This window comes from Rhizobium sp. LjRoot254, assembly GCF_964254105.1.
GTDB lineage: Bacteria > Pseudomonadota > Alphaproteobacteria > Rhizobiales > Rhizobiaceae > Rhizobium_E.
The window spans coordinates 2,301,805-2,315,696 of record NZ_CAXUSM020000001.1 but is presented as its reverse complement, the minus strand read 5'-3'; the positions used below and the strand labels follow the sequence as shown (position 1 = coordinate 2,315,696).

General features: G+C 61.4%; 12 protein-coding genes. 10 read left to right on the top strand and 2 right to left on the bottom strand.

The window, feature by feature from the left end; translation table 11 throughout:
• Positions 1-31: 31 nt before the first annotated feature.
• Complete coding sequence (locus ACSQ26_RS11410) at positions 32-142, bottom strand: SEC-C metal-binding domain-containing protein (protein ID WP_436015216.1); 111 nt, start codon at positions 140-142, stop codon at positions 32-34.
• 1,339 nt (positions 143-1,481) lie between these two features.
• Between ACSQ26_RS11410 and ACSQ26_RS11405 the strand changes: the two genes are divergently transcribed.
• Both ACSQ26_RS11405 and kdsA read left to right on the top strand, forming a co-directional pair.
• The gene (locus ACSQ26_RS11405; protein ID WP_436008801.1) at positions 1,482-2,354 is read left to right on the top strand and encodes a VOC family protein; all 873 of its coding nucleotides are present in this window, start codon (positions 1,482-1,484) and stop codon (positions 2,352-2,354) included.
• Between the two features lie 5 nt (positions 2,355-2,359).
• Positions 2,360-3,205 (top strand): 3-deoxy-8-phosphooctulonate synthase, encoded by an 846-nt coding sequence (gene kdsA, locus ACSQ26_RS11400; RefSeq protein ID WP_436008799.1) that lies wholly within the window; start codon positions 2,360-2,362, stop codon positions 3,203-3,205.
• A 51-nt stretch (positions 3,206-3,256) separates the two neighbouring features.
• Here kdsA and ACSQ26_RS11395 read toward each other — a convergent pair whose 3' ends face one another.
• A complete protein-coding gene (locus ACSQ26_RS11395; RefSeq protein ID WP_436008797.1) occupies positions 3,257-5,074 on the bottom strand; it encodes a methyl-accepting chemotaxis protein in 1,818 nt (605 codons plus the stop codon).
• 277 nt (positions 5,075-5,351) lie between these two features.
• Between ACSQ26_RS11395 and eno the strand changes: the two genes are divergently transcribed.
• The 8 genes from eno (at position 5,352) to lpdA (ending at position 13,864) form a co-directional block, all read left to right on the top strand.
• The gene (gene eno, locus ACSQ26_RS11390) at positions 5,352-6,626 is read left to right on the top strand and encodes a phosphopyruvate hydratase (protein ID WP_436008795.1); all 1,275 of its coding nucleotides are present in this window, start codon (positions 5,352-5,354) and stop codon (positions 6,624-6,626) included.
• A gap of 136 nt (positions 6,627-6,762) precedes the next feature.
• Positions 6,763-7,071: an FtsB family cell division protein gene (locus ACSQ26_RS11385; RefSeq protein ID WP_258161899.1), complete on the top strand. Its 309-nt coding sequence runs from the start codon at positions 6,763-6,765 to the stop codon at positions 7,069-7,071.
• Between the two features lie 199 nt (positions 7,072-7,270).
• Positions 7,271-8,326, top strand: coding sequence for a pyruvate dehydrogenase (acetyl-transferring) E1 component subunit alpha (gene pdhA, locus ACSQ26_RS11380; protein WP_436008793.1), 1,056 nt, complete (start codon positions 7,271-7,273; stop codon positions 8,324-8,326).
• Between the two features lie 87 nt (positions 8,327-8,413).
• Positions 8,414-9,793, top strand: coding sequence for a pyruvate dehydrogenase complex E1 component subunit beta (locus ACSQ26_RS11375; RefSeq protein WP_436008791.1), 1,380 nt, complete (start codon positions 8,414-8,416; stop codon positions 9,791-9,793).
• Positions 9,794-9,808: 15 nt separating this feature from the next.
• Positions 9,809-11,155, top strand: a complete 1,347-nt coding sequence (locus tag ACSQ26_RS11370; RefSeq protein ID WP_436008789.1) for a pyruvate dehydrogenase complex dihydrolipoamide acetyltransferase — start codon at positions 9,809-9,811, stop codon at positions 11,153-11,155.
• Between the two features lie 15 nt (positions 11,156-11,170).
• A complete protein-coding gene (locus tag ACSQ26_RS11365; protein WP_436008787.1) occupies positions 11,171-11,731 on the top strand; it encodes a hypothetical protein in 561 nt (186 codons plus the stop codon).
• Complete coding sequence (locus ACSQ26_RS11360) at positions 11,731-12,372, top strand: SGNH/GDSL hydrolase family protein (RefSeq protein WP_436008785.1); 642 nt, start codon at positions 11,731-11,733, stop codon at positions 12,370-12,372. Before ACSQ26_RS11365 ends, ACSQ26_RS11360 begins: the two co-directional genes overlap by 1 nt.
• 46 nt (positions 12,373-12,418) lie before the next feature.
• Positions 12,419-13,864: a dihydrolipoyl dehydrogenase gene (gene lpdA, locus ACSQ26_RS11355; protein WP_436008783.1), complete on the top strand. Its 1,446-nt coding sequence runs from the start codon at positions 12,419-12,421 to the stop codon at positions 13,862-13,864.
• The last annotated feature ends 28 nt before the right edge of the window (positions 13,865-13,892 follow it).

The following is a 13,892-nucleotide window of genomic DNA, read 5'->3' as shown; positions in this document are numbered from 1 at the left end:
TCTCTAAAAATAATGATCCCGGAGCGACCCATCATAATCCCCTGATTTCAGGCAGCAGTTCTTGAAACCGCCTCCGTGTACCGCAGGGGCAGGGGTCGTTGCGGCCGAGTTTTTCGATCAGCTCGACATCGCCGCGGATCACCCGGATCCCGGTTTTCACCCGTGTCTCGGATGGGAACGACTTGCGTCGCTTGGACGTGACCTCAAAAGCTCACGTCGTGGAGGGGAATGCGCTTGCGTGACATGGTAGCCTCCTGTGTCCGGTTGCTGAGTAGAGACGGGATGAGTTCCCGCAATATTCGCTATCGCAGTTGGTGCGAGAATGCAAAACCCGTCATCTTTCCCGCAGGCTAGGGATGTGCGTTTGTTGAAGACCCATGAGGCGCGGCGCAGAGGCTCACGACACCCACGACGTCGTCCTCGGGCTTGTCCCGAGGATCTGGTGCGTTGAACATTCGCGCGAGCTAAATATTTGTTTTAAATCATTTAATTTGATGGGATACGAGATCCTCGGCACAAGCCCGAGGATGACGTCGTGGGAGATGCGCCGGCTTCATCGCAACATATGCAGACGGTGCTTCGGTCGGGACGAACGCCACGGATTGGCCCCTCCCCCTTTGTGGGGCGGGGTGCGGGGCGGCTTCTTTCTTCGACGTAAAATCAATATGTTGGTATATAAAATAGGAAAAAATTCCTCACTCTTCTTCCCAAACCCCTCCTTCCATGCCATACTCCCTGCCGTTCCGTATCGGCTACACCCTGAGGCGTCAGGGCGAGGCGGGACCGGTGACCGGCATGGGGAAGCGACGCAAGGCTCCATGCGGGGCGTCCGCGAGAAGGGCCAGTCCTCTGGGGACGGCAGCCGAAAGGCTGAGTTTCGCCCCGGACGTGCGCTGTAGCGCACACATGATCGTTCCCCACAGCTCCTCAAAGGCTGCGGGACAACGGGGGCAGTGCTGGCGAGTTCGTGGGTGGAGACACCGTTTGACGGGGCACGGCGACGGTCTTAACGGCCGCGAAAGCGGTCATATAATCCGGCACGGAGACGTGCCCCGGCCGATCCTTCATATCAAGCCAAGAGGATCGGGAACGTGCATGGTCAAGACACGGGGCAGAACGGCTCGCGTGAATGCGGAGGTGTGTGTTGGAGATGAAGATACTCAATTACGTTGGAGCAAGCTCGCCCCCCTCTGCCCTGCCGGGCATCTCCCCCACAGGTGGGGAGAATGGCAAGTGGCATGCTCATCGCCTCGATTGACCGTCCGTTGCTCAGCACTCGACATTCAATTTTGGGCGAGGTTCGCGCTACCAGCCAATCTCCCCACCTGTGGGGGAGATGCCCGGCAGGGCAGAGGGGGGTGCGCCACGACCACGCCGGGCGAGAGCGGGGCAAAAGGTGGTACGCGCCCGCCACCGCATTCCCCTTGATCCCATCGCCCCAATCATGCGAAAGGGCGGCGACGAAATCCTGGAGGACTCGCATGCCCGTCCGCCCGCTCGATCATCTGGTTCTTCCAGTCACCGACATCGCGACCGCGCGAGCGCGGCTGGCCCGGCTCGGCTTCACGGTCGCGGCCGATGCGCGCCATCCCTTCGGCACCGAAAATGCCTGCGTCTTCTTCGCCGACAAGACCTATCTCGAGCCGCTCGGCGTCGCCAGCGAAGAGGAATGCGCAGCGTCGGCTAAATCAGGCAACCAGTTCACCGCCCGCGACCGGGCCTTCCGTTTCCGCAACGGGCCCGAGGGTCTGTCGGCGATCGTCATGGGCACGGATGATGCCGATGCGGACCACGCAACATTCAAGGCCGAGGGGATTTCGGCGGGTGATCAGCTGGCCTTCTCGCGCATCATGAAATTTCCCGATGGCTCGGAGATCACGGCGAGCTTCAGGCTCTCCTTCGCCGCCGACCTCAGGGCACCGGATTTCTTCGCCTTCACCTGCGAACGCGTGAACATGCCGCCATCCGATCGCTCCGCGCTGGAAAAGCACGCCAATGGCGTGATCGGCGTCCGCACCGTGGTATTATCCGAGCAGGAACCGCTTGATTTCTCCGGCTATCTCCAGGCGGTGACCGGCCAGGACAATGTGGCCGATGACGTCGATGTGCTGGTGGTCAAGGCTGCCAACACCGACATCATGGTGTTCGATCCGCTTGAACTGAGGCTGCTGTTCGGCCTTTCGATGTCGGCGGATCGCGGCCTGCGTGGTGAAGCGGTCGTCTTCAAGGTCTCGGATATTCGTGTCACCGAGCGGGTGCTTGTCGAGGCCGGCATCCTGCATTTGAAATCCCGCAGCATGATCGTCGTGCTGCACGAGCCCGGCCAGGGCGTCCTTTTCGCATTTTCGGAGTGAGAGATATGTCGAAAACCAATGCAGTCGTCACCGCCGGCGAGGGCGCCAAGGCGGTCTCCTTCTCCAATACAGGACGCTTCACGCTGATCGCCGGTCCCTGCCAGATGGAGACCCGTGACCACGCCTTCATGATGGCTGGCAAACTGGTGGAAATCTGCGGCAAGCTCGGCCTCGGACTGGTCTACAAGTCCTCCTTCGACAAGGCCAACCGCACCTCGTTGACTGGCAAGCGCGGCATCGGGCTGGAAAAATCGCTCGAAGTCTTCGCGGACCTGAAGAAGGAATACGGCTTTCCAGTGCTGACCGACATCCACACCGAAGAGCAATGCGCCGAGGTGGCACCAGTCGTCGATATCCTGCAAATCCCCGCCTTCCTATCGCGCCAGACCGATCTTCTGGTCGCCGCCGCCAAGACCGGCCGCGTCGTCAACGTCAAGAAGGGCCAGTTCCTGGCTCCCTGGGACATGAAGAACGTGCTGGCCAAGCTGAACGACAGCGGCAACCCCAACATCCTGCTCTGCGAGCGCGGCGCCTCCTTCGGCTACAACACGCTTGTGTCCGACATGCGCTCGCTGCCGATCATGGCGGCCATGGGCGCACCCGTCATCTTCGACGCCACCCATTCCGTGCAGCAGCCGGGCGGGCAGGGCGGTTCGTCAGGCGGCGACCGCGCCATGGTGCCGGTGCTCGCCCGTGCGGCGATTGCCGTCGGCGTCGCCGGCGTCTTCATGGAAACCCATCAGGACCCAGACAACGCCCCCTCCGACGGCCCCAACATGGTGCGCCTCGAAGACATGCCGGCATTGCTGGAAAAGCTCATCGCTATCGATGACATTGCCAAGGCTGCCTGACGGTAAAAGGCCGGCGCATGGGCCGGCCTTTGTTCTTTGAAATAGTGGATATCAGGCCGCGCGCGAAATTCGGCGTCCGGCCGGGGCATTCGCAACGCGGAACCGCTCGATGATCCGCTCCAGCGCCTGGGCCTGCTCGTTCAGTCCCTGGCAGGCGGAATTGGTCTCTTCCGCCATCGCGGCATTCTGCTGCGTCACCGCGTCCATCGTGCTGACCGAGGCATTGATCTCGCCGATCGCGATCGACTGTTCCTGGGCGGCGGTGACGATGGCGCCGATCAGTCCGGTGACCCTCGCCACCTGTCCCTCGATTTCCGAGAGCGCCGTGCCGGTGCGGTTGACCAGCGCCACGCCGGTCGAGACCTGATCGGACGAGGCCGAGATCAGCGCCTTGATTTCCTTCGCCGCATTGGCCGAGCGGGAGGCGAGCTCGCGTACTTCCTGCGCCACCACGGCAAAACCCTTGCCGGCTTCCCCGGCACGCGCCGCTTCGACACCCGCATTAAGAGCCAGAAGATTGGTCTGGAAAGCGATCTCGTCGATCACGTTGATGATCTGGCCGATCTGACCCGAGGAACCGGCGATCTTCTGCATCGCGGTGATCGCCTCGCGCATGATCCCGGCGGAATGTTCGGCACCCTGGCTGGTCTCGGCCATCATCCGGCTGGCCTCGATTGCCCGCGAGGACGAGCTCTGCACATTTGCCGTGATTTCTTCCAACGCCGCTGCGGTCTCTTCGATGGTCGAAGCCTGCTTTTCGCTGCGCTTCGAGAGATCGTCGGTCGCATTGGCGATTTCGGCCGACGAACTGCGCAACTGGCCGGTCGCGTCGGTAATCTCCCGCATCGACGCAGAAAGCGTGTCCAGGCTCGCATTGAATTCGTTGCGCAGCATTTCATAAGCCGTCGAGAAACGCTGCCCGATGCGGTATTCGAGATTGCCGCGCGACAGTTCGCCGAGCGCCTCCGTCAGATGCCGAATGACGTCGTCGCGCTCGGCTTGGTCGGCGGCCTTTTCCGCGGCCATTTGCCGTTCGCGTTCGATCTCGGCTTCCCTGGCCTCGGCGGCGCGCTGGTGGATCTCCCTGCGCTCGAGCGAATTGTGGCGGAAAACCACGACTGCCTGCGCCATTTTCCCGATCTCGTCCTTGCGCTCCGCGTAGGGCACTTCGGCGGAATAATCGCCATCCGCAATCTTGCCCATATAGGCCTCCATGCCTGATATCGGCAGGATCGCCTTGCGGCGCAGAAGATAAAGCCCCGAAATCAGAAGCAGGAGTGCGCCCAGGGCGGCGGCACCGGCTGCCAGCGTCCAGGTCTCGACCTCCGCCGCCGCATTGCGCTCTTCGCCCTTCAGGAACGTATCGGAATTGGTGACCAGCTTCTCCACCGCATCCTGGTGCGTATGAAAGACCGTCCTGAGATTGCCGGTGGCAGTAGCGACCTTGGCGCTGTCCTTGGCCTTGAGAGAAGGAATGATCTCGTTGTCCATCACCGCCCAGAATGCGTCGCCCTTGGCGATCACTTCATTGTTCAATTCATCCTTGAGGGATTGGGGCAGGCGCGTGGTCTTCCAATAGGCGCGGCGGTCGTCATAGGCCGATTTCAGCTTGGCGATCTTGGCGAGATTGGCCTCCGCCAGTTCGGGAAATTCGCCCGCCTCGAAGGACAGCATGTAGGATTCGACGACGAATAGCGGCGGCGGCAATATATCGGCGATCAGGTCCTTGCCGTAGATCACCTGTTCATAAACCGGCCCATTGACCTTCAGGCGCTGTAATGCGGTCTGCTGCAAGCCGAATGAAGCAAACATGGCGATCGACACCGCAATGCCGCCGATCACAAGGTTTTTCGCGATGGTGAACGCCATTTTGTTGACCCCCAATGGCGCCGTTTCCGCGCGCCGATGTTTTCTTGTTCCTCCGGACCCGTGCATGCGAATCCATACTCTGATAGTACAGTAATACTTTATGGTTAATACTTGGTTGTAGGGCTGAGAAACCTCGCCCATGCGTCAATGGCTGCCAGGCGCTGCCAGAGCAATCGGCCTCATTCCCGTCAGGGCGAATTTCCGCGCTGCCATTGTAATTTTGCAAATCTCGTCTAATGAAATCCGCGACTCCGCAATCACCCACAAGGATAAGCACATGACAGCCATCATCGATATTCTGGCCAGGGAAATTCTCGACAGCCGCGGCAACCCCACGGTTGAGGTCGATGTGCTTCTGGAAGACGGCAGCCTGGGCCGCGCCGCGGTTCCCTCGGGCGCATCCACCGGCGCCCATGAAGCCGTCGAACTGCGCGATGGCGGCAAGCGTTATCTCGGCAAGGGTGTCGAAAAGGCTGTAGAGGCGGTCAACACCGAGATCTTCGAAGCGATTTCCGGCATGGAAGCCGAAAACCAGCGCGATATCGACGCCGCGATGATCGAGCTCGACGGAACGCCGAACAAGGGCCGCCTCGGTGCCAACGCCATCCTCGGCGTTTCGCTCGCCGTCGCCAAGGCCTCCGCGCTCGCCTCTGGCCTGCAGCTTTACCGCTATGTCGGCGGCGTCAATGCGCACACGCTCCCCGTTCCGATGATGAACATCATCAATGGCGGCGCGCATGCGGATAACCCGATCGACTTCCAGGAATTCATGATCCTACCGGTCGGCGCCGAAACACTGCGCGATGCGGTTCGCATGGGTTCTGAAATCTTTCATACCCTGAAGAAGGAACTGCATGCCGGGGGCCACAACACCAATGTCGGCGACGAAGGCGGCTTCGCGCCCAATCTCGCCAGCGCGCCGGATGCGCTCGATTTCATCATGAAGTCGATCGAGAAGGCCGGCTACCGCCCCGGCGAAGACGTCTTCCTCGGCCTTGACTGCGCCTCCACGGAATTCTTCAAGGACGGCAAGTACAATATGGAAGGCGAGGGCAAGGTCCGGCGCCCGGGCGAAATGGCCCAGTATCTCGCCGATCTCGCAGCCCGCTACCCGATCGCTTCGATCGAGGACGGCATGGCCGAGGACGATTGGGACGGCTGGAAGACGCTGACCGAACTCTGCGGCAAGACGGTCCAGCTCGTCGGCGACGACCTGTTCGTCACCCAGACCAAGCGCCTCACCGATGGCATCAAGATGGGCGTCGCCAATTCGATCCTTGTCAAGGTCAACCAGATCGGCTCGCTGACCGAAACGTTGGAAGCCGTCGAGACGGCGCACAAGGCCGGCTACACCGCCGTCATGTCGCACCGCTCGGGCGAAACCGAGGATTCGACGATCGCCGACCTCGCCGTCGCCACCAATTGCGGACAGATCAAGACGGGTTCGCTGGCGCGTTCCGACCGCACCGCGAAGTACAACCAGCTGATCCGCATCGAGCAGGAACTGGGCTCTGCCGCCCGTTATGCCGGCCGCTCGATCCTCAAGAGCTAAGCAATTTGAATCACTTATGAATCCGGGTGGCAGCGATGCCGTCCGGATTTATTTTTGGCCCCGGATTCATGGTCAACGCTTGCTTAAACATTTTGATTCATGGTGATTCCATCGTACTGCGTATCAAGGCATTTCAATGTGGACCAAGCAGCATAAGAAGCGGTATCTCGGGCGTCTCGTGACCCCTGTTCTCGCCGCCGGTTTCTTCTCCTATTTCGGCTATCATATCGTCCACGGCGACCTCGGCATGGATGCCGCGAAGGATTTCGAACGCCGCCGCCTGGAGCGCGTTGCCGAACTGGATGGGCTGGTCAAGGCGCGCCGCGAACTCGAACGCCAGGTTTCGCTGATGAGCGACGGATCGCTCGAGAAGGATATGCTCGACGAGAAGGCGCGCTACTCGCTCAACGTCTCGCGCAGCGATGAAATCGTGATTTTCAAGTAAGTCGTTGAATTCAATTGTGTGCACCGCAATGAGTTTATGCTGCATTGCAGTTGGTTTTAACTTGAACTTAGTTAATTCAAGAATTTATATGACATTTCAGTGACTTAATCCGAATGTGTGCCATGCATTTATGGCATTGCTGCATCAGATTTTATTCTCTATCCTCCCCCGCAATTCGAAGCTTGAAAGGGAGGATTGTATGGCAACGCGAAAGACCGCGACGCTGACCGCTCGCAAACCCGCCGCCGGCAAAACTCAGAAAAGCGAGGCCAAGGCGCCAGCGATCGCCGAGTTCGACAAGAAGGATGAACTCAAGGCCTATCGCGAGATGCTGCTGATCCGCCGCTTCGAGGAAAAGGCCGGCCAGCTCTACGGCATGGGCTTCATCGGCGGCTTCTGTCACCTTTACATCGGCCAGGAGGCCGTCGTGATAGGCATGAAGATGGCGCTGAAGGACGGCGACCAGATGATCACTGCTTACCGCGATCACGGCCACATGCTGGCCATGGGCCTGAGTGCCCGCGGTGTGATGGCTGAACTCACCGGGCGCCGGGGCGGCCTGTCCAAGGGCAAGGGCGGCTCCATGCACATGTTCTCCAAGGAGAAGAACTTCTACGGCGGCCACGGCATCGTCGGCGCCCAGGTGTCGCTCGGCACCGGTCTCGGCTTCGCCAACCAGTATCGCGGCAACGGCAATATCTCCTGTGCCTTCTTCGGCGATGGCGCCGCCAACCAGGGCCAGGTCTACGAGAGCTTCAACATGGCGGCGCTCTGGAAGCTGCCGGTGATCTACGTGGTGGAAAACAACCGCTACGCCATGGGCACCTCCGTCAGCCGCGCTTCGGCCCAGACGGATTTCTCCCATCGCGGCGCCTCCTTCAACATCCCCGGCATGCAGGTCGACGGCATGGATGTCCGCGCCGTCAAAGCCGCGACCGATGAGGCGGCGGAACACGCCCGCAGCGGCAAGGGTCCGATGATCATGGAAATGATGACCTATCGCTATCGCGGCCATTCCATGTCCGACCCGGCGAAATACCGTTCCAAGGACGAAGTGCAGAAGATGCGCTCCGAGCACGACCCGATCGAGCAGGTCCGCGCGCGGCTGCTCGAGAAGAAGTGGGCGAGCGAGGACGATCTCAAGGCGATCGACAAGGACGTTCGCGACATCGTCGCCGATGCCGCCGATTTCGCCCAGGCCGACAAGGAGCCGGATGTCTCCGAGCTCTACACCGATATTCTGCTCGAGGCGTGAGGCGATGGAGCCGCCATCGGCTCCATCATTCATTCGGATTCCTTTTCAAGGCGCCTGCCGCCACACACTATCCACAGGTGAACCAAGATGCCGATAGAGATTCTCATGCCAGCGCTTTCGCCCACGATGGAGGAGGGGACCCTCTCCAAATGGGTGAAGAATGAAGGCGACACCGTGAAATCCGGCGACGTCATCGCCGAAATCGAAACCGACAAGGCGACGATGGAAGTCGAGGCCGTCGATGAGGGCGTGCTCGGCAAGCAGCTCGTCGCTGCCGGTACCGAAGGCGTCAAGGTCAACGCACCGATCGCGGTGCTGTTGCAGGATGGCGAGAGCGCATCCGACGTCAAGGCGGCCGCCCCGAAGGCTGAAGCTGCTCCGGCTCCCGTGGCAAGCGAGGCGCCGGCACCGTCCGCTTCCGCACCCGTTCCGGCCCAGCCGAAGTCTGACGTTGCCGCCGATCCATCGATCCCCGCCGGCACCGAAATGGTCCCGACCACTGTCCGCGAAGCACTTCGCGACGCCATGGCCGAGGAAATGCGCCGCGACCCGGATGTCTTCGTCATGGGCGAGGAAGTCGCTGAATACCAGGGCGCCTACAAGGTGACGCAGGGCCTGCTGCAGGAGTTCGGCGCCAAGCGCGTGGTCGATACCCCGATCACCGAGCATGGCTTTGCCGGTCTCGGCGTCGGTGCCGCGATGGCCGGTCTCAAGCCGATCGTCGAATTCATGACCTTCAACTTCGCCATGCAGGCGATCGACCAGATCATCAATTCCGCCGCGAAGACGCTCTACATGTCCGGCGGCCAGATGGGCGCGCCGATGGTGTTCCGCGGCCCGAACGGCGCGGCCGCCCGCGTGGGCGCCCAGCACAGCCAGGATTACGCTGCCTGGTACAGCCACATTCCGGGCCTCAAGGTCGTGCAGCCCTATACGGCCGCGGACGCCAAGGGCCTGCTCAAATCCGCGATCCGCGATCCCAACCCGATCATCTTCCTTGAAAACGAAATCCTCTACGGCCAGACCTTCGACGTGCCGAAGATGGACGATTTCCTGCTGCCGATCGGCAAGGCGCGGCTGCACCGCGCCGGCAAGGATGTCACCATGGTCTCCTGGGGCATCGGCATGACCTATTCGCTCAAGGCGATCGCCGAGCTCGAAAAGATTGGCATCGATGTCGAACTGATCGACCTCCGGACCATCCGCCCGATGGACCTGCCGGCGATCATCGAATCGGTCAAGAAGACCGGCCGTCTGGTCACCGTCGAGGAAGGCTATCCGCAGTCGTCGGTCGGCGATTTCATCGCCAACCGGGTGAGCCGCGAGGCGTTCGACTATCTCGATGCGCCGGTCATCACCATCGCCGGCAAGGACGTTCCGATGCCCTATGCGGCCAATCTCGAAAAGCTGGCTCTGCCGAATGTCGGCGAAGTCGTCGATGCGGTCAAAGCCGTCTGCTACAAGTAACGGGGAGGCAAGGTCATGCCCATCAATATTACCATGCCAGCCCTTTCGCCGACCATGGAAGAGGGCAACCTCGCCAAGTGGCTGGTCAAGGAAGGCGATACCGTCAAATCAGGCGACGTGATCGCCGAGATCGAGACCGACAAGGCGACGATGGAAGTCGAGGCCGTCGATGAAGGCACGATCGCCAAGCTCGTCGTTCCCGCCGGCACCGAAGGCGTCAAGGTCAATGCCGTGATCGCCATCCTCGCCGGCGAAGGCGAGGACGTGAAGGCTGCCGCATCCGGCGGTGGCGCTGCCCCGGCGAAGACCGAGGCTGCTCCGGCACCCGCCGCGACGCCCGCGCCCGCTACTGCACCCAAATCCGACGTCGTGACCGGCGGTGCGTTTGCCAGCCCGATGGGTTCGCCGCCCCAGAGCAAGTCCGGCGACCGCACCTTTTCCTCGCCGCTCGCACGGCGCCTCGCAAAGGAAGCCGGCCTCGATATTTCGGCCATTTCAGGCTCCGGCCCGCATGGCCGCGTCGTGAAGTCGGATGTCGAAAAGGCCGTTTCCTCCGGTGGCGCCAAGGCGGCACCTACCGCAGCTCCCTCCGCCGGACAGGCACCTGCAGCCACTCCCAAGGGTGCCTCCGAGGAAGCCGTGCTCAAGCTGTTCGAGGAGGGCTCCTACGAACTCGTGCCGCATGACGGCATGCGCAAGACGATTGCGCGGCGCCTCACCGAGTCCAAGCAGACGATCCCGCATTTCTACGTCTCGGTCGATTGCGAGCTCGATGCGCTGCTGGCACTCCGCGCCCAGCTCAATGACGCGGCGCCGAAGAAGGATGATAAGCCGGCTTACAAACTTTCGGTCAACGACATGGTGATCAAGGCTCTCGCACTCTCGCTCCGCGACGTGCCGGATGCCAACGTCTCCTGGACCGACACCAACATGGTCAAGCACAAGCATTCCGATGTCGGCGTCGCCGTCTCGATCCCCGGCGGCCTGATTACCCCGATCGTGCGCCATGCCGAGCTCAAGAGCCTGTCGGCCATCTCCAACGAGATGAAGGACCTCGGCAAGCGCGCCAAGGAACGCAAGCTGAAGCCTGAGGAATATCAGGGCGGCACCACCTCGGTCTCCAATATGGGAATGATGGGTGTTTCCAATTTCGCCGCCGTGGTCAATCCTCCTCATGCGACGATCCTTGCGGTCGGCGCCGGGCAGGAGAGGGTGATCGTGAAGAACAAGCAGATGGTGATTGCGCAGGTGATGACCGTGACGCTCTCGACCGACCACCGCGCGGTGGATGGTGCGCTGGGTGCGGAATTGCTCGGGGCGTTCAAGCGGTATGTCGAGAACCCGATGGGCATGCTGGTGTGAGTTCGGAGAACCGGCATGTCGGACAGTTTTCAGTCATATGTGTTCGGAGAGGCGAAGGTTCACGATGGCCGCGCCGACTTCCGACGTGTGACTGCGTATCTCGTCGGTGAGCAAATCATCGGGGAAGAGACTGCCGATAATGTGTTGGGCGGCGGCGTTGGGCACGTACCGGGTTCCCGCGCCGCGTCGATTCTCATCAAGGATAATGCGAATTGGCGCAGCTTGACCACCCGCGGCGTTGCCATTCGCACGGGCCGGATCATCGAGGCATCGAACGAGTGGGAGTCCGGCACATGCCCGAATTGCCGTGTTCATATTGCGATCGACACTGAGTCTGAAGATTGCAAGCCGATTTATGAGGCGTTGGATGCCTATCACGAAGGTCGAGGCGAAGAGGTCGAATGCCCCAAATGCGGGACACGGACCAAGCTGTCGGACTGGGATTTCGGCCACGGATTGGCGCTGGGTAGCGCGATGGTTCAGTTCTGGAATTGGCCAAGGCACGTTGATGGGCTAACCGTCAGCCTTGCCGACGTTTCCGGCCTGAAATGCACCAAGGTTTGGGGAAAGCTCTAATGAAAACAGTTCTCTGCTTTGGCGACAGCCTGACCTGGGGCATGGATGCGGAAAACGACACCCGCCACGCTTACGAAAATCGCTGGCCGTCCGTGCTGCAGAAGGGCCTCGGTCACGGCGTCCGCGTCATCCCGGAAGGGCTGAACGGCCGCACCACGGTCTATGACGACCACACCGCCGAATGCGACCGCAACGGCGCGCGCCTGCTGCCGACCATCCTCGAAACGCACGCGCCGCTCGATCTGATCATCATCCTGCTCGGCACCAACGACCTCAAGCCCGTTTTCGCCAACAATGCCGTGATCGTCGGCCATGGCATCAAGCGGCTGGTTCAGATCATCCGCCATCATCCATGGCCGATGGACATGGAGAGCGAGCCGGAAATCCTGCTCGTCTCGCCGCCCCCGTTCTGCGAGACCGACGACCCGCTGCTCGGGCCGATGTTTGCCGGCCGGATCGGCGAGAGCCAGCACCTCGCTTCCGTCTATCGCGACCTCGCCGACGAGCTCGGTTGCGGTTTCTTCGACGCCGGCGCGGTGGCGAAGACGACGCCGATCGACGGCATTCATCTCGATGCCGAGAATACCGCCGCCATCGGGCGCGGGTTGGAGCCCATCGCCCGCATGATGCTCGGAATGTGAGGGTCGCCAAGGCCCCGCCAATATTTGCCAAGAAGTGGAAGCACCCATGTCGAACGCTTATGACGTCATTGTTATCGGTTCCGGTCCGGGCGGTTACATCGCCGCGATCCGGGCGGCACAACTCGGTCTGAAGACCGCGATCGTCGAGCGCGAGCATCTCGCCGGCATCTGCTCGAACTGGGGCTGCATTCCGACCAAGGCGCTGCTGCGCTCGGCCGAGATCTATCACTATGCCAAGCATCCCGGCGATTACGGCCTGAAGATCGAGGGCACCGTATCACCCGATCTCAAGGCCATTGTCGCCCGCTCGCGCGGCATTGCTCAGCGCATGAACGGCGGCGTCGGCTTCCTGATGAAGAAGAACAAGGTCGACGTGATCTGGGGCGAGGCAAAGATCACCAAGCCCGGCGAAATCTTGGTCGCCAAGACCACCAAGAAGCCGGTCGAGCCGCAGGCGCCGTTGCCGAAGAACACGCTGGGCGAGGGCACCTATACCGCGAAGCACATCATCATCGCCACCGGCGCGCGCCCGCGCGCTCTGCCGGGCATCGAGCCCGATGGCAAGCTGATCTGGACCTATTTCGAGGCGATGAAGCCGGATGAAATGCCGAAATCGCTGCTCGTCATGGGCTCCGGCGCCATCGGCATCGAGTTTGCCAGCTTCTACCGCACCATGGGCGTCGATGTGACTGTCGTGGAAATCATGCCGCAGGTGATGCCGGTCGAGGATGCCGAAATCTCCGCGCTCGCCAAGAAGCAGTTCGAGAAGCAGGGCATGAAGATCCTGCTCGACACCAAGGTCACGAAGGTCGTCAAGGCTGCGAACTCGATCACCGCGACCGTCGAACTCAAGGACGGCAAGACGCAGGAAATCACGGCGGATCGGATGATCTCGGCTGTCGGCGTGCAGGCCAATGTCGAGAATATCGGTCTCGAAGCACTGGGCGTGAAAACCGACCGCGGCTTCATCGCCATCGATGGCTACGGCAAGACCAATGTGCCGGGGATCTATGCGATCGGCGATGTCGCCGGCCCGCCGATGCTCGCCCACAAGGCCGAGCACGAGGCGGTGATCTGCATCGAGAGGATTGCCGGCTTGCCCAATGTCCACCCCATGGACAAGCTCAAGATCCCGGGCTGCACCTATTGCCATCCGCAGGTTGCCTCGGTCGGTATCACGGAGGCGAAAGCCAAGGAACAAGGCCGCGAAATCCGCGTCGGCCGCTTCCCCTTCGTCGCCAACGGCAAGGCCATCGCGCTCGGCGAGGACCAGGGCATGGTCAAGACGATCTTCGACAAGAAGACCGGCGAACTGCTGGGGGCGCATCTCGTCGGCGCGGAAGTCACCGAACTCGTCCAGGGCTTCGTCGTGGCGATGAACCTCGAAACCACCGAGGAAGAGCTGATGCACACGATCTTCCCGCATCCGACGATTTCGGAGACGCTGAAGGAAAGCGTGCTCGACGCCTATGGAAGGGCCTTGAACGCCTGATGACCAGCGGCCCGATGGAACTTTTCCC